Source organism: Longibacter salinarum (genome assembly GCF_002554795.1).
Lineage (GTDB): Bacteria > Bacteroidota > Rhodothermia > Rhodothermales > Salinibacteraceae > Longibacter > Longibacter salinarum.
In genome coordinates, this window is the sequence record NZ_PDEQ01000004.1 from 170,750 (window position 1) to 187,634 (window position 16,885).

Consider the following 16,885-nt stretch of genomic DNA (forward strand, 5'->3'; position numbering starts at 1 on the left):
GAGTCAACGGCGTTCGCGGGGCATGCTGCAAGCGTACAGCTGGAGCATACGTCCGCTACAGCCACGTGCTATAGCGGGAGAAGAAGTGGAAATCACGCATCGACCGGCGTTCCGATCTGGGACACGACGCCCTGAAACAGCGTCTTGAGGTGTGGAGCTGCTTGGTCTGCCGCTGCAAGCACCTCTTCAATTTTGACGGGCTCGAGCGCATCCGGGAAGCACTCGTCGGTAATCACGGAAATCGCCATGACGCGAAGCCCCATGTGCCGGGCGACGATGACTTCCGGCACGGTACTCATTCCGACGACATCGGCTCCCATCTGGCGGAGAAAGCGGTATTCTGCCGGCGTCTCCAGGTTCGGGCCGAGCACGGACACGTAGACGCCCTGGTGAAGCTGTATCGCGTGATCGAGCGCGATCTGTTCCGCCTTCTCCCGAAGGTCGAGATCGTACGGCTCGCTCATGTCGGGGAAACGAGGTCCCCACTCCTCGACATTGGGCCCCACCAGCGGGTTCGCGCCCTGAAAGTTGATGTGGTCTGTCGTAAGCATCAGGTCGCCCCGCTCAAAGTGCGGATTCATTCCGCCCGCGGCATTGGAAATCAGCATCGCCTCGATACCGTAGACGCCCATCACCCGAACCGGAAAGGTCGCCTCCCGGACGGAATATCCTTCGTACAGGTGAAGCCGTCCCTGCATCGCGAGGACCGGCACGTTGTCCAGACGGCCAAAGATTAACTTGCCCTCGTGCGATTCGACGGTCGCCGACGGGAAGTGCGGTAAATCCTCGAACGGAATGGTCGCATCCACATCCATTTCGTCGACCAGACCGCCGAGACCGGTACCGAGAATGATCGCTACGGACGGCTCGTGCGGAGCCGCGTCATGAAGAAACGCAGCCGCTTCTTCCACATGCTGCTTGTACGTTTCAATATCGGTCGCTGCTGCCGCAGTGGCGGTGTCGTCCTGAGCCATGCAAATCGGGGAAAATCGTGGAAAGGGCGAGATCACGTACCGTACACGGATGCGCCGCCGATGATTCAGGGAGGGCAAACTGCATGAGACCTCTGGAAGTATTCCTTCTAGAGCGGACCATTCGCCTGTTCCGGCTGCTTTCCGGGTTTGAGAAACCGGCCTGCGACACAAGATTCTTTTCCTGGAAACAGAAGGCCCTCGTCCAATCGGCGTTTCGACGAACGCCGGCAGACGAGGACCTATATCAAGATCCCAACGAGATGACCGCGGACCCGACCGAGTCCATTCGCGGATGTCTCAGTCCATGTCCTCGAGGATGCTCCAGATCTTCTCGATCTCTTCGGTCGACGCCTCGTCGTCACGCTTCTTCTTTTTCTTCGACGCGCCGTCTTCGCTCTTTGTTTGTTCGGGTGCAGCCTCACCGGTCTTAGCCTGTGCCTGCTTCTGCACGTCCTTCTTAATAGCGTCGAACTGGGTGCCGCTTTCAGAAACCGGGTCCGAGTCCTCTTCCGATGCGTTGGTGGGTTGCTCCTGCCCAACCGGTGTCCCGGCATCCGCAGTCGCAGCGGAACCATCTTCCTCACCCTGCTCCAGAACCGGGAAGAGCGAGCGCATGGCGCGTTCGAGGTCATCGTCGTCTTCATCCGACGCCTCAACATCCTCGATGGCGGACTCTTCGATCGATACGTCATCCGACGCGTGATCCGCTTCGTCGACCTGAGTGGTCACCTCGTCCTGGCCCTCAACCGTATCGAAGGCACCGCTGAACATCTCCTCATCTTCGTCCTCGTCACCAAATGCCGAGGAGAAGTCGATTTCCTCCGCTTCGCTCTCTTCCTCGGTGGAGACGGGCTCCGGGTCCGGCTCTGCAACGTCGGATTCTGACGCAGCCTGGGCTTCCTCCAGTCCGGAGAAGACCGCGGCAAACTCACTTTCCGATGGTTCGTCGTCGATCGAGTCATCAGCGGTTGGCGTGTGCGATGCGTCTTCCGCCGCTTCGCCCGCCTCTTTCATCGTGGAACCAAAGATCGACTCCGCGCTGACGGATTCCGCCTCCGATGCGTCAGGTTCATCGATCATCTCTTCCGCGCTGACGTCGGGATCTGATGGCTCCCTCTCGGCTTGATCCGCCTCGGACAGCGTATCTGCCGAAAAGAAGTCCGCGAGTTCATCAACCGTTTCCTGGTCTTCATCCAATACGTCCTGTGCCGTCGACGCTGCCTGCGCCTCGGCACGTTCGGACTGGCGCTCCTCTTCAATAACGTCGTTCAGCGAGTCCTCCAGTCGGGCGTCTTCCGGATCCTCCGCCTCCGCTTCGTGCTCGGCAGCCGACGCCGTCGAGGTCTCGTCGTCTTCGTCGTCGCCGAAGTCAAAGTCAAAGTTGGAAAAGTCCGGTGCGTTGGCTTCCTCCTCCTCCTCGGAGACACTCGGCTCTGGCGCTGTCGTGTTCGCCTCCGGATTGGTTGAGACCTCCGGCTGGGCAGGCGGTGCAGGAGCGGACGCTTCCGGTTCCGGTTGCGGCGACGTCTCGGAAGCAGGCGACGGCGCCGGTTTATAATCCGACGGCTCCTTCACCGGCGGCATCGATGTGGCATCGGAGCGGGAGCCGACCATCGCGTCGCCCTCCACATACTGGCCCAGAATTTCCATTTCCGAGGAAAGGAAGGCCTTGAGGCGCGAGGCAATCTGCTGACGACGGTTTCGTAGATCCTCCGTCTCGGACCGCATCTGTGCACGCTCCTCCTCGGCTTCGCGACGGATCTCCTTGGCCTCTGCCCGAGCCGACTCTACGATATTTCGGGCTTCATCTTTGGCGTTCTGAAGTTGCTGCTCCGCATTGCGCTTGGTCTGCTCCAGTGCCTCTTGAAGCGCCTCCTCCACCTTCTGGTAGTGCTTCATCTGGCTCTCCAGATCCTGCACCTTGTTCTTCAGACGGCGGCGATCCTCAGCCATTTCCTCCCACTGATTCGCAACCAACTCGAGGAACGACTCCACCTCTTCGGTGCTGTAGCCTCGCAGGCTACGGTCGAACTCATGTTTCCGTATGTCGAGAGGGGTAAGTTTCATGTCCTTCGTCGGGCGGTGGGCGGAAGGCGACAATTCCTGATGATGCGGGGCCGGGACGGCACTTGGTGAGCACCTACGGCCGGCGACCGGCGGCGAAAAAACGCATTCAGCCGGTGAAAATGGGACGGGACGTGCGTATCAATATCGCGCACATGGCCTTACTCATGCAAAACCGTGTGCCTATCGTCATCGACAATTATCAGGGGCAAAGATAACGCCGAGTTGAACCGTCACCCTATGCATTTTTCGTATCGGGAGCAACGTATCGTTTCGTAACACCCCTGCTTCTGGGCAATTTCACCAAAACGTGACGAAGAGGTTTCCCCAAACTTGCGGCTCCGGCCTAAAACGGGCTGGATTTTCGTCCCTTCGGGACATCATTCGAAGAATCATCTCGATCCAGGATCAGCAGCAGTGAGACCGTCGGAGATCAGTCGTAATGGCGCGGTCCAAAGATCGAGCTGCCCAACCGGATCATCGTGCTCCCCTCCTCAATGGCAACTTCGAAGTCGGTACTCATGCCGAGCGACAGCTCGTCCATATCGACGCGAGGATTATTGGCGGCTTCGTATCCGTCGAACAGCTCTTTCATCCGCCGGAACTGGGGCCGCACCTCTTCGGGATTCTCCGTGTAAGATGCCATCGCCATGAGCCCTTTCACGTGCAGGTGGTCGTAGTCTGCACATACGTCCAGAAAATCATACACGTCTTCGGGCTCCAGGCCGTACTTCTGATCCGCGCCACTGATGTTGACTTGCACAAGGCACGGCAAGATACGGTCGTTCTTCGCCGCCCGCTCGTCCAGCGCCTCAGCAATGCGAGGGCTATCGAGGGCGTCGAACCAGTCGGCATGACGAGCGATGTACTTTGCCTTATTCGTTTGTAGGTGACCGATGAACCGCCAGATCACGTCGCCGTCATGTAGTTTTCCAGGGCGCGCTTTCTCCTTGTCGCGGAGCTCTCGGGCCCTGTTTTCACCGAAATGAAGCAGTCCACTCGCGACGCCGGCTGCGATCGACTGCATCGGGAACGTTTTGGAAACAGCCACGATGGTAATTTCCGCCGGATCACGGCCCGCCGTACGACATGCCTCTTCGATGCGACGACGCACGGTCGCGACACGTTCACGTACAGCATCAGGATCGATCTGCTCACGTATCTCGGCAGACGCCTCGGGAATCTGGCTCATGCTTACAACGTCAATTCGTGGATGTCGGAAAGTTGATATCGGCCGCGCAGTTAGATGTCAGTCACCGGTCGCGAGAACGTGTGTTCTCGGACAAGCGAGACATCAAAGCAAAAAGCAACGCTCGCCTCGCAATCTCTGCTCGGTCTGCGTGAGTGTTACCCCGATTCGTTCAAATCGTTTGCCCCCGACCGTCTTCGACCGAAAATCAATCGTGCAGTTACATCTTCGTCGCACCGGATGAGCCTCTGCACAGAGATATCGTCTCGGCTCTAACCCGTCTTCCTGTTGTCGTGAGGCCGTCGGGGTGATTCTCCGCATTCCGTTTTGTACACTCTCGCATCGTAGCGGGCCAAATTTGTGCTTTTCCTCTCTCCTCCGCCCGTCCCGAGCCCTTGACTCTGACGGTATGGAGTCTACATCGCGTTTCGTCCTCACGACGTTCAGTTTCATGTTTCGTACGCTCTGTCGCGGCATCGTCTCTTTCTGCTTTGCTCTAATCATTTTTCCTGTCCTTGGACAAGCCAGAGCACAGGACGCGATGCCCACTGCGACCGACTCCGTCGCATCTGATTCCATGGCGTCGACCTCTTCCTACCGATCGCCCGCGACCGCTCCACCGCTGGCAGCCCCCTCCCGCTCGATCGGCGCCTGGTCCCCGCTCCCTGCTCCACAGATCACCCCAAGGCTTGAGCTTCCTGAATCCGTCCGCGCCGTGCCCCCGAGACGCTCGTCCATGGGCCGGAGCGGAATTCGCTGGGGACGTTTCGCCGGGGTGACAGCGGCCCTTGCCGCCGGATACACCGGCATTTACCTGTTTGAGCGAAAGCAGTGGTGGGACGGACCCGGATCCGGCTTCAAGTTCGACAGCCATCTCAACTACGCCCGCAACTTCGACAAGATATCCCACCTGTATGCAGGAGAAGTGCAGGCCCTGATCAATGCTCGTCTCCTGGAGTGGTCCGGCGTGCCGAAAAACCAGGCCTCGCTGTGGGGCGCCGTGACGAGTCTCGCGGCGCAGACGCACGTTGAGATCCACGACGGATACAGCGCACGCTGGGGGTTTGACTGGTATGACCAGGCGGCCAATACGGTCGGTGCCGCCTGGTTCTATGCCCACGACCGTATTCCCGCGATGCGGCGTTTCGACCTGCGCTGGTCGTACTATCCGTCGAATGCGTGGCTTAAGAACCTCGAAGAACGACAGAAAGAGGGCACTATGTTCGCTGACGACTACAGCGGCCACGCATACTGGATGAGCATGCAGGTGTACGATCTGTTACCTGGCGCACTCGGACGGGCGTGGCCGGAGTTTTTGCAGGTATCTGTCGGCGCCTCCCTCCACGACTGGACCGACGACACCTGGTCCCTCAAGGGTCCGGAGCGCGGGCGCGACCCCGATGCCTATGTCGCATACTACGTCAGTCTCGACGTCGACTGGAGAAAAGTCATCCCCCGCAATTCATGGCTCGGACGAAGCGCTGGCGACTTCTTGAACCGGTTCCACTTGCCCTTCCCTGCCGTCCGCGTCTGGCCCGAACCGGGCGTCCACCTCATCTTCGTCGGACAGAAGTAGGTGTGGAAGTGTGGGTGTGTTGAGGTGTGAAAGTGCTGACGTGTTAACGTGCTGACGTGTTGGCGTCGATTCGGGCGGGCGCGGCAAATGATGCGTGTGAATCGTGGATTGTGGGTCATGGATTGGGTTCCCCACGAAGGCTTGATCGTCGCCTCCCTGCCGACCAGGACACGTCTCACGGAACCGACATGCTACCGAACTCTGAACGTTGAACTCTGAACGCTGAACTCTGAACATTGAACCCTGAACGTTCATACCTCAGCAGCGCGCAGGACGTCCATCGGTGGCCGGTCGTAGACACCTCGGCTATTGAGAAGGCCGATTCCGACGGTCAGCGCGGTCACGATGACGAACGCACCGGCAACGGCGAAGAAGTCCGGTACGAACGGCCCCTCGAACACGAACGTCGCCAGCGCCCACGTCGCACCAACCGACAGCACCAGCCCCGTCAGTGCCGCAAACGCTCCGAGGAAAAGGTACTCGATGGCCGTGATTTGAAAGACGGTTGACCTCGACGCACCGAGCGTTTTCAGCAGTACGCTCTCCTGTGCTCGCTCCGACCGGCTGACAACAACCGCACTGATGAGAACAATGAGGCCGGTGGCGATGCTAAAGAGGGCCATAAAGCGAATCACGAAGGAAAGCTTCTGGAAGAGCTGGTCGAACGTGCTCAACACGAGCGACAGATCGATGGCTGATACATTCGGGTACGCCTGCACGAGATTGCTTTGAACGCTTGCCGATACGTCCTCATTCGGTGCGCGACTCAGCACAGCATAGATCTGAGGCGCTCGTTCCAGGACTCCCGGCGGAAAGACGACGAAGAAATTCGTCCCGATGCGCTGCCAGTCGACCTCTCGAATGCTAGAAATCACGGTCGTGACCGGTACGCCCTGCACGTCGAACGTCAGCGTATCTCCCATGGCCACGTTCAACTCCTCGTTTGCAATTTCCGCCTCGATCGACACCGAAACCGGCTCCCCGGTCCGTAGCGGATCCCCCTGGACAGAGTCGGGCATCGTGCCCTCGATGAGCGTCTCGCTCGGGCTCGTTTCACTCCGGTAGGTGACACGATATTCGCGCGTGTGAGCGAACGTCATGTCGAAGGTCGAGTCAGCCCGAAGCTCGTCAATCGTTCGGCCCTTCACGCTCGACAGCGACATCGTCACGATCGGCGTCTTCTCCATCACCGGAAGCTCGTTGGCACGCAGGAGGCTGTCTACCCCGGACAACTGGTCTGGCTGCACGTCCCAGAGCACGAGATTCGGCCGCCCCTCCTCGCCGCCCGTCACACGGATCTGCTCAATTAGCGTCTGCTGCACGAGGAAAAGTGTGGTGATCAGGAACGTGCCAAGGCCGAGCGAAAGCATCAGCACCATCGTCTGGTTCTGCGGGCGATAGAGATTGGCGAGCCCCTGCCGCCACGGATACGCCCAACCGGAAGGGAAATAGCGTTGCACGCCTCGGACGATGGCCCACGCCACGCCCGCCAGGAGGCCGAACACGACGACGAGACTTCCCGCATATCCCAGGCCCACCTGCCACGTCGGGGCCTGCAGGATCGCAAAGCCGATTACTCCGGTCGCAATCGCACCGACGACCGCCCAGCGCAGGGGATCACGCCAGCCGCCCGTCGTGGGTTCGACATTCGCCCGCAGTGCTCGCATCGGCGAGACGCCCCTCACCTCCAGCAGCGGCCAAAGGGCAAACAGTAGTGTCACGCCGACTCCGATGCCCAGCCCCATCAGGATCGCACGCCACGAAAGAAAGAACTCCACCGGCACCGGCAAGAAGTCGGCGAGAAGGCTCGGAACCAGCATCTGAATTCCGATCCCGATCGCGGACCCGACCACCGCGCCGATCAGACCGAGCACAGCCGCCTGCACAAGATAAATTTGAAAGGTTTGTCCGCCGGCGGCACCGAGACAGCGCAAGACGGCGATCGATTCGATGCGTCGGCGAACATACACGTGCACGGCGCTCGCCACACCAAGACTTCCCAGCAGCAGCGCAACGAAGCCGACCAGACTCAGGAAACGATACAGATTCCCCAATCCTTCGCGCCAGTTTCCGGCCGCTTCTTCGACGGTATCAGATCCCACGTCGTACTCGTCAAGCGTCGGATCGAGTTTCTCCTCCATGGCCTCCACGTCACGGCCATCGTCGAACTTGAAGTAAACCTCGTACTCCGCTCGGCTTCCGCGCCCCAGCAGCGTCGTGTCCAGTTCGCTCTGTGGAATGTAAACACGTGGACTGATGGACGACACGATCGACGACTCGCGCGGCATCTTCACCAGCTCCCCCTCGATCCGATAGCTGCGCCGACCAATCTGGATCGAGTCTCCCACCTCCGCGCCGAATTGCTTCAAAAGGGTCCCATCTACCAAAGCCGATCCATTCTCGCGGTAGATATCCACGGCCTCTCGCGGACGCGTCACGACCTCTCCATAGAACGGGTAGCCCCCTTCCGTCGCGCGCACCGTCGCGAGTCGAGTACGATCGTTTTTCGGGAACAGCGCCATCGAGGCGAACGACACGCGACGGCTCTGCGCTCCACCGAGCGAGTCGATAATAGCCTCGATCGGGTCCGGAAACGGACGATCACTTTCCAGGCTAAAGTCCGCGCCAAGCAATGTCTTTGCTTCGGCATCGACCGTGTATTCAAGGTTTTCCCCAAACCCCTGGATGGCAACGAGAGCGGCTACACCCAGCACCATGGCGGAGAGATAGAGCGCAAGGCGACGACGACTGCCGCGACTGTCGCGCCAGGCCATCTGAAGAACAAAAAGACTCATGTAAATTAGTTCAGGGTTCAGAGTTCAGGGTTCAGAGTTCAGGGTTCAGAGTTCAGGGTTCAACGCGAACCCACACCGTCGCACGGCCGTGCGACACTGGTTCGATTATCAAACATCCCTACCTAGCTACTGGACCGTTTGATTTCAATACGGAATGTCTCTGTGCGATATCGAGAAACGGACCTCGTCCGTCGCATGCGCCTCAAAAACGAGATATGAACGTCGAGAACTGAGTACCTCTCACACTCACATACCCTCAGAAGCTGTTTGGCGGATGGACCGATAGCCGACACGAGCGAAGCGACTGACGCAGTAAACACAGTGGGCGAAGCCCGCGTGGAACGCTCAAGCGAGTCATGTAGTGAGGCCGACTGAAAAGGAGGTCACCCCATGGGGAACTACCTGTCGAGCGAAGTAGCTCCACAGGGCAAGATCCACGAAGTCGCAGGCCCGGGACAGTCCGCCAAACAGGTTCTCAGACTTTCACCTACTTGGGAGCAGCCGCGCCGGGTACTGCGGAAGAGACGCACGTTCCAGTGAACGTGTCCGGTCGCTAGTATCCATCCTTCTATACCTCGACACCTTCAGACCTCAAAACATCCACACCTCCAACCTATGCGGCGGTCCTCATCTCATCGAGCTCGACGCGGCCCTGGCGAAGCCGGAGCACTCGTCCGGTGCGTTCAGCGAGTTCCAGGTTGTGCGTGACGAGCACGAGGGTCGTGCCAGCCGTCTCGTTCAGGCTGAAAAGAAGATCTTCGATCGTCTCAGCCGTTTCGACATCCAGATTCCCCGTCGGCTCATCGGCGAAAAGGATGCGGGGTTCGTTGATGAATGCGCGCGCCATCGCGACACGCTGGCGCTCTCCTCCCGAGAGTTGCGCCGGATAGTGGTCAAGCCGATCGCCGAGCCCGACGCGATCCAGGAGCGTCGCCGCACGATCACGGGCACCACTTCGGCCCTGGAGCTCCGCCGGGACCATCACATTTTCCAGTGCCGTCAGTGTCGGAAGCAGCCGGAACGTCTGGAAGACGAAGCCGACATATTGATTCCGAACGGCCGCCCGCTCGTCCTCGTCAAGTGGTGTAAGGTCGGTCCCGCACAGTTCGACCGTACCAGATGTCGGAGCGTCGAGTCCGGCGCACAAGCCGAGCAACGTCGTCTTTCCACTGCCTGACGGACCGACGATAGCGCACGTGCTCCCGTCTTCGACCTCGAACGAGACGTCGTCGAGCACGGTCAAGTCGCGTGAGCCGCTACGGAAGGTTTTCGTTAGATTGGAGACGCGAAGAACGGTACTCATACGCGGGACCGCGGAGAGGGGCGGTAAATGGAGGGAGTCGAAAAGGCACCTGGGCCGGCGGAATGCGAAACTACCAGCGAGAGCCGGGGTTCAGACTACGCCTCCCGCCCAGCTCTCGTTACAAAGCCTCGATTTAATGCGTGCGAGCCGTCTATACCCATTTCTCCTCCTGGCTGTTCTTCTAATCGCCGGGTGTGGCCAGGATCGTTCCAATCGGTCTTCAGAACCTTCGTCGCCGGCGGACACAGCGACATCGACAACGTCCTCCAGCCCCTCCAGCACCACCCGAAGTGAATCGGTCAAGGTGCTGGTACTTGGCAACAGCATCGCCGCTGGTCTAGGACTTGCCGACCCGGGACGCCAGTCGTTCCCCGCCCGTTTGCAGCAGAAAGTCGACTCCCTCGGTTGGAATGTACGGGTGCGCAATGCCGGGGAAAGCGGCATGACCTCCGCCGGCGGTCTCCAACGCATCGACTGGCTTCTACAACAGCCGGTCGACGTGCTCGTCCTGGAACTCGGAGGCAATGACGGACTCCGCGGTGTCGATCCAACAGCCACGACGAAGAATCTAACGGCCATCATCGACAGCACATTCAGCCGCTATCCGGACGCTCGCGTGATCCTCGCCGGTATGCAGATTCCACCGAACCTCGGACCGCAGTATACGCAGCGGTTCCGCGACATCTACCCTTCGATCGCATCTCAATACGATCGCGTTTCCCTCATCCCGTTCGTCCTCGAAGGCGTCGGCGGAGTCGACTCGCTGATGCAAGACGATGGGATTCACCCGACGATCGAAGGCCAACGTTACGTCGCCTCGAACGTGTGGAATGTTCTGCGTCCCGTGCTTGAGAACATGCAGACGCGCGACTCCGAGCTCCAACCGGCCTCCTGACCACACACTCTCTGCCGCGCTAACTACCGCTTGCATCTTATTGACGGTTTCCTCGCCATTCCCTATCGTATGTAGCTCTTCACACTGACGCTTCTTGTATTGATGGGTCTCTCTCTCCCCGCTCCTGACCTTGCCCCCATCGGGATCCTCGTCCTCTCCGGCCGTGACCTTCTCTCTCTAAACACGCACGCACGGACGCTCCTAACCGGTTCACCGGACGCGGACCTTCAAACGTGCCGAACCGCGGCGCGGCCCATCCTGGATCGAAGCGAGGATGCGTCGGCGTCCTCCTGGACGATCGACATTACTCGTGGCACCTCTTCACGTCCTACGAACGGGCGCCTGCACGTGGCGATTGAGTCTGCAGCTGATGAGGTACGGATCGCAGAACTGCGTTCGATCTCCATGCTCGAAGAAAGCAAGGATCGGCGTGCTCGCGAGGCCTTCGATCGAGCCGTCAAGCCCATCTATCGTGCATTTGCCCACGACGCCCGCAATCCGCTGATCGCCAGCCAGCTCCAGACCGGAATCCTTCGCGAACTGGACGCGGACGCTCTCGCTGAACGGGCACCGACGATAGCACAAACACTTGATCGCCACCTCTCCGGCGCGAGTGAAGGCATTTCTATACTCGTCGATGAACTTGCGCCAGACCCGGACGACCCACCGACCGACGTACTGAACGTGATCGACTACGTCCGTCGCCTGACGCTACCGTACGCGCAAAAAAAGAGCGCTACCGTTCAGGCTCGGACCATGGCGGCCGACCTCTACACCCGGGCCCCCGTCGTTCCCCTCCGCCGCATGCTCATCGGCTTTTTGGCCCGCCTCCTTCCCCATGCCGCCTCCGGCAACCGAATTGAGATCCAAGCGGAGAAGGACGTGGGCGACGAGGGCGGCGGACCCATCATAACTCTGACGGCCCACGGTCTCATGCCGACCGCTGACGTCGTACAGGAAGCCATCGAAGCGGTCATGTACGACGCTTTTCGATGCGAGGCCCAGGGAAAAACCATCCCAACCGAGAATGGCACCTGCATCCGGATTCTTCTCCCGGCAACGTGACGAGGTCTGGATGTGTGGAGGAGACGATGACTGAAAGTCGACCGTAGTCGAGTGAGCTAGCGCCAAGCGTGCGCCTAACGCTGAACTCTGAACGCTGAACTCTGAACGACAATATTTACGCTTCTTTCAGCGCCTTGACCTCGTCCACGATGCCCGCGACCGCCTCCTTCGCGTCGGAGAAGAGCATCTTCGTGTTGTCGTTGTAGAACAGGTTGTTCGGTACGCCTGAGTAGCCGGGGCTGAGGCTGCGCTTGATCACGACAACCGTCTCCGCCTCGTCCACATTCAGGATGGGCATCCCGTAAATGGGGCTATCCTCATCCTCCCTCGCAGCCGGGTTCACCACGTCATTTGCGCCAATGACGAGCGCCACGTCGGTCGTCGAAAACTCGGGGTTAATATCGTCCATCTCGTAGAGCCGCTCGTACGGCACATTCGCCTCCGCCAGCAGCACGTTCATGTGACCCGGCATTCGGCCCGCGACCGGATGGATCGCATACTTTACCTCGATGCCCTGGTCTTCGAGTAACTGCGCCATCTCCCGGACCTCATGCTGTGCCTGCGCGACGGCCAGACCGTATCCGGGCACGATCACCACCTTGTCCGCATAGCTCATGAGGATGGCGGTGTCGTCCGGCGACGTCTCATTCACCGACTTACCTTCCGGTACATCCACACCGGATGCGCCACCCCCATCACCGCCGAAGCCGCCAAGCATCACGTTCGCCAACGAACGGTTCATTGCATCGCACATGATGACGGTCAGAATGAGACCGGCTGCTCCAACGAGGGTGCCACTCACGATCAGGGCCGTGTTATCGAGCACGAATCCCGTCGCTGCAGCTGCAAGCCCGGAGTACGAGTTCAAGAGCGCGACCACAACCGGCATGTCCGCCCCGCCGATCGGAATGACGAGAACGATGCCGAGAAAAAATGCTGCTGCTCCCAGCGCCATAACGGTGTAGAGAACCGGCTCCACCTCTGTTGGAAAACCACCGGCTTCCAGCGCCATGTAAACAATGGCTCCGAAGGATCCCAGAACGAGAAGCGCCATCAAGACTCGCAAGCCGGGAAAAGAGATCGGATTCCCGGAAATCCATCCTGAAAGCTTGCCGTTTGCGACAATGCTCCCGGAAAACGTCACCGTTCCGATAAGAACGGAGAGACCAATCGTGATGGCCGCAACGGCATCGAAAGCGGAAAGCTCGATTGCGGAGCCGCCCGTGTACTGAGCAATCTCTGCGCTAGCGACGAGTGCCGACGCAAGGCCGCCGAACCCGTTAAAAATGGCCACGAGCTCTGGCATCGATGTCATCTCGACCTTTCGGGCCAGAACCACACCGATGCCGCCTCCAACGATCACGCCCCCGATGATCATCGGCCAGGACAGCACCTCATAAAGAAACAGCGTTGCGATGACGGCAACGAACATACCGGCAGAAGCCAGTTGGTTGCCACGCTGCGCGGTGACAGGAGACTGCATCCGCTTCAGCCCAAAAACAAATAGGACAGCGGACAGCAGGTAGGCGAGATCAATAATAGCAGTCTTCATGAGCAGGGCCTTCGCATGAGAGAGACGAGCGGGCGAAACCGGATCGAAGCGGGATTCAGGCAGCGCCGTTCGTCGGCGTAGCAACGGTCGAAGCATCGACATCCGATGGCGTACCGCGCTTCTTTCTTGCAAACATCTGTAGCATTCGATCGGTCACGAGGAAGCCACCCACCACGTTAATCGATGCCACCACTACGGCAGCAAATCCGATCCACGAGGCCCACTCATTTCCAGTCATTCCCGCCGCCACCACCGCCCCAACGAGCGTGATCCCGCTAATAGCGTTCGCTCCAGACATGAGCGGCGTGTGCAGCGTCTGCGGCACCTTGCTCAGAACCTCCGTTCCGAGAAAAGCCGAAAGCACAAAGATAATAACGTTGTTTAGCATGGGTGGCGTGCAATCGTTTTCTGGTTTCCACGTATCTCGCAATGAGCGACCGACCGGCGGATGACATACCGCCTGAATCTAAGCTTCCTGAGACAGCATACCGCGGACGCGCTCGTTGTGAACCTCGCCATCGTGCGTCAGGCAGGCGCCGTCGAAAATCTCGTCGTCGAAGTCCGGCGTGAATGCTCCGTCTTCGACGAACTCTTCGATGAGCGACGTAATGGTCTTGGCGTAGAGTTGGCTCGCGTGAACCGGCATGTCCGCAGGCAAATTCGTGGGGCCGATTACGGAGACGTCGTGCTCTACAACCGTCTCGCCGGCTTCCGTATATGCACAGTTTCCTCCATTCGGTGCAGCAAGATCGATTATCACCGAACCTGGCTTCATCGCTTCAACCGCCTCCTCTCGAATCAGGAGGGGCGCGGGTCGGCCGGGAATCAGCGCGGTGCTGATCACGACATCAGCGTCGGCAATGTGCGGCTGCAAGAGTTCCGGCTGTCTCTCCTGCTTTTCTTTCTGCAATTCCTTCGCATACCCGCCCTCGTCTTCCTGATCTCCCATATCCAGCTCAAGCTCGACGAACTTCGCACCCAGACTCTCAATCTCCTCTCGCGTCGCGTCGCGGATGTCGTAGCCGAAGACCTTTGCGCCAAGACGTTTCGCTGTTGCAATCGCCTGGAGCCCGGCAACACCGGCCCCAAGGACGAGGACCTGGGCTGGACGAATCGTTCCCGCCGCCGTCGTCAAAAGTGGGAAGAACTTCGGGAGGCGGTCGGCGGCAAGAATCGTCGCCCGATAGCCGCCGAGCGAGCTCATGGCGGAAAGAGCGTCCATCTTCTGCGCACGTGAGATTCTCGGCACAAGCTCCATCGACAACGAGGTCACGCCTCGGTCGGCCAGAGCGCGAGCAAGGGACGGACGATCGAGCGGGCTCAAAAAGCCGGCGATCACTTGTCCTTCGTGCATCGCAGCGATCTCGTCGTCGGACGGTGGGGCAACTTTCGCGATGAGGTCTGCACCGAACACGGTGTCGCGGTCCACAATCTGGCAGCCCGCATCCTCGAAGCTGCGATCAGAGTGGAAGGCACGCTCGCCCGCTCCGGACTCGACGAGAATCTCTAGGCCATCGACGGACTTGAGCATCCGATCGGCGATTTTTGGAATAAGCGCGACGCGCGTTTCCCCAGATTCGGTTTCGCGAGGAATGCCGATCGTAAGAGCCATGAGCGGGAGGGAAAATCAGATCGGAAATATCAGTGCGAAAGGGTAGACGTACGAACGGACACATCGTTTGCCGCTCGACCCTATCGTTACGGCTTCACCCATTCTATGGCAACATCTGTCTCTGTGAAGCCAACTTCAAGAAAGGAAGTAGTTTGCTCCTGCGCAAGCAGGATTTTCGGCTTGAGACATCAGTCGGTCGGAAGCCCACACACTACATCCGTACGCTCACGCGTACTCAACCTGTTTAGTAACTGGATTGCAACACACTAAGAACAAGAAGTCACCTCTCCGACCGGGCCGAACGTGAACCTCTGGAACGGACGCAGAAGACGCGGTGCGCGAAATCGGCGATGTCGCAGCGCTTGGAGCGTAGCGAGGGCCGACCGTTGGGAGGTCAAGTGTGTTGCGAACGGCGCGAGAAACTGTCTTCGGGCGGTCCGTACCGCTGGGTGGCCGGAGGCTGTCCGCCAAATAGGTTTGCAAACCAAAAAACGCCTCACCGCCGGACGTGGCGATGAGGCGCTCAAAACCGGCCGGATCAGATTGGACTAGCCGTGTGTGCGCTCAAATTCCTTCATGAACGCGACAAGTGTATCGACCGCCTCTTCCGGCAGCGCGTTGTAGAGCGAAGCACGCATGCCGCCGACCGTGCGGTGACCGCCGAGACTAAGGAGTCCATTCTCCTTCGCCTTCTTGATGAACACCGGTTCGAGGTCTTCCTCCACGAGGCGAAACGTGACGTTCATCATTGAGCGCGAGTCTTCGTCGACCGTTCCACGATAGAAGTCGCTGCCGTCAATCGCGTTGTACAGCTTCTGCGACTTGCGCTGGTTGATCGCGTGGATGGCGTCCACCCCACCGAGGTCGTCGAGCCAGCGGAGAACCTTCTCGACCATGTAGATTGGGAATACGGGCGGTGTGTTGAATCGCTTCGCCGCATGCGTCCCATAGTCGAGCATCGTCGGAAGCGGCTGCTTGCGCTGCTGCAGAAAGTCGTCGTGGATCAAGACGATGGTTACACCAGCGGGACCGACGTTCTTCTGAGCGCCGGCGTAGATCATGCCGTAGCCATCCAGATCCATTGGACGACTGAGCAGCTCACTGGATGCGTCGGTTACGACCGGGACGTCGAGGTTCGGGTCTTTCTGAAACTGGTTGCCGTTGACCGTTTCGTTCGTCGTGATGTGGACGTACGAAGCATCCGGGTTCAAATCCCATTCCTCGACCGGCGGGACGTGGCTGAAGTCGTCGTCCTCACTCGATGCCGCGACGCGAACGTCCCCGACTCGGCGTGCTTCCTTGATCGCCTTGGTCCCCCAGCGCCCGGTGATGACGTAATCGGCGGAGCCGTCTTCCGGCAAAAAGTTGAGCGGCACCTGGTAGAACTGCATTGACGCACCGCCCTGAAGGAAGAGCACGTGCCAGTCGTCGCTGAGGCCAAGGAGCTTCTTCATGTGCTCCCGCGCCGATTCCTCGATCTTGTCGTACGCGGCAGAGCGGTGACTGATTTCCATCACGGACGCCCCCACGTGGTCATACACGGGAAGCTCGTTCTTGGCCTCCAAAAGTACCTCCTCAGGAAGCACGGCGGGGCCGGCGGAGAAATTAAACTGACGCTCGCTTCCGTCGGTCGGAGCGGAGGCGTTCGACGTAGGATCGGTAACTTGCATGTCGACGTGCGAAGTTGGTGGGTCACGAAAAAGAGAACGGCGTGCCGCGCGGGCGAGGACTGCTGCCCGAGTCGATGGTACTCACGGCTAACCCAACCGTATGGTCCCGTTTGGGACGCTTCGAAGTGTGGAAGTATGAAAGTGTGGAAGTGTGAAGGTTTGGACTTTTGGACGTTTGGACGTTTGGACG

12 protein-coding genes are annotated in these 16,885 nt (G+C 59.4%); 3 read left to right on the forward strand and 9 right to left on the reverse strand.

The genetic code is table 11. The features are described 5' to 3' along the window. Positions 1-92: 92 nt before the first annotated feature. The 3 genes from CRI94_RS09100 to CRI94_RS09110 all read right to left on the reverse strand — a co-directional run bounded on the left by CRI94_RS09100 (position 93) and on the right by CRI94_RS09110 (position 4,230). Positions 93-974 (reverse strand): purine-nucleoside phosphorylase, encoded by an 882-nt coding sequence (locus CRI94_RS09100; protein WP_098075386.1) that lies wholly within the window; start codon positions 972-974, stop codon positions 93-95. 297 nt (positions 975-1,271) lie between these two features. Next, positions 1,272-3,041 (reverse strand): DivIVA domain-containing protein, encoded by a 1,770-nt coding sequence (locus tag CRI94_RS09105; RefSeq protein WP_098075387.1) that lies wholly within the window; start codon positions 3,039-3,041, stop codon positions 1,272-1,274. Between the two features lie 430 nt (positions 3,042-3,471). Further along, a complete protein-coding gene (locus CRI94_RS09110) occupies positions 3,472-4,230 on the reverse strand; it encodes a YggS family pyridoxal phosphate-dependent enzyme (protein ID WP_098075388.1) in 759 nt (252 codons plus the stop codon). A 538-nt stretch (positions 4,231-4,768) separates the two neighbouring features. Between CRI94_RS09110 and CRI94_RS09115 the strand changes: the two genes are divergently transcribed. After that, positions 4,769-5,803 (forward strand): DUF2279 domain-containing protein, encoded by a 1,035-nt coding sequence (locus CRI94_RS09115; protein WP_179862228.1) that lies wholly within the window; start codon positions 4,769-4,771, stop codon positions 5,801-5,803. 251 nt (positions 5,804-6,054) lie between these two features. Here the strand turns inward: CRI94_RS09115 and CRI94_RS09120 are convergent, their stop codons facing one another. Both CRI94_RS09120 and CRI94_RS09125 read right to left on the reverse strand, forming a co-directional pair. Beyond that, positions 6,055-8,598 (reverse strand): ABC transporter permease, encoded by a 2,544-nt coding sequence (locus tag CRI94_RS09120; RefSeq protein ID WP_098075390.1) that lies wholly within the window; start codon positions 8,596-8,598, stop codon positions 6,055-6,057. A 613-nt stretch (positions 8,599-9,211) separates the two neighbouring features. Then, positions 9,212-9,901 carry an ABC transporter ATP-binding protein gene (locus CRI94_RS09125; protein ID WP_098075391.1) on the reverse strand — a complete coding sequence of 230 codons (690 nt, stop codon included), beginning with the start codon at positions 9,899-9,901 and terminating at the stop codon, positions 9,212-9,214. A 304-nt stretch (positions 9,902-10,205) separates the two neighbouring features. On the opposite strand from CRI94_RS09125, the gene CRI94_RS09130 reads away from it, so the two are divergent. Together CRI94_RS09130 and CRI94_RS09135 are read left to right on the forward strand one after the other, a co-directional pair. Beyond that, positions 10,206-10,796: an arylesterase gene (locus CRI94_RS09130; RefSeq protein WP_245846145.1), complete on the forward strand. Its 591-nt coding sequence runs from the start codon at positions 10,206-10,208 to the stop codon at positions 10,794-10,796. 102 nt (positions 10,797-10,898) lie between these two features. Next, positions 10,899-11,861: a hypothetical protein gene (locus tag CRI94_RS09135; RefSeq protein ID WP_098075393.1), complete on the forward strand. Its 963-nt coding sequence runs from the start codon at positions 10,899-10,901 to the stop codon at positions 11,859-11,861. 115 nt (positions 11,862-11,976) lie between these two features. Here CRI94_RS09135 and CRI94_RS09140 read toward each other — a convergent pair whose 3' ends face one another. The 4 genes from CRI94_RS09140 to serC all read right to left on the reverse strand — a co-directional run bounded on the left by CRI94_RS09140 (position 11,977) and on the right by serC (position 16,695). Further along, positions 11,977-13,413 (reverse strand): NAD(P)(+) transhydrogenase (Re/Si-specific) subunit beta, encoded by a 1,437-nt coding sequence (locus tag CRI94_RS09140; RefSeq protein ID WP_098075394.1) that lies wholly within the window; start codon positions 13,411-13,413, stop codon positions 11,977-11,979. Positions 13,414-13,468: 55 nt separating this feature from the next. Next, on the reverse strand, positions 13,469-13,801 hold the full coding sequence (locus CRI94_RS09145; RefSeq protein WP_098075395.1) for an NAD(P) transhydrogenase subunit alpha part 2: 333 nt from the start codon (positions 13,799-13,801) through the stop codon (positions 13,469-13,471). Positions 13,802-13,879: 78 nt separating this feature from the next. Then, on the reverse strand, positions 13,880-15,025 hold the full coding sequence (locus tag CRI94_RS09150) for a Re/Si-specific NAD(P)(+) transhydrogenase subunit alpha (protein WP_098075396.1): 1,146 nt from the start codon (positions 15,023-15,025) through the stop codon (positions 13,880-13,882). Between the two features lie 548 nt (positions 15,026-15,573). Further along, positions 15,574-16,695 carry a 3-phosphoserine/phosphohydroxythreonine transaminase gene (gene serC / locus CRI94_RS09155; protein WP_098075397.1) on the reverse strand — a complete coding sequence of 374 codons (1,122 nt, stop codon included), beginning with the start codon at positions 16,693-16,695 and terminating at the stop codon, positions 15,574-15,576. Positions 16,696-16,885: the final 190 nt, after the last annotated feature.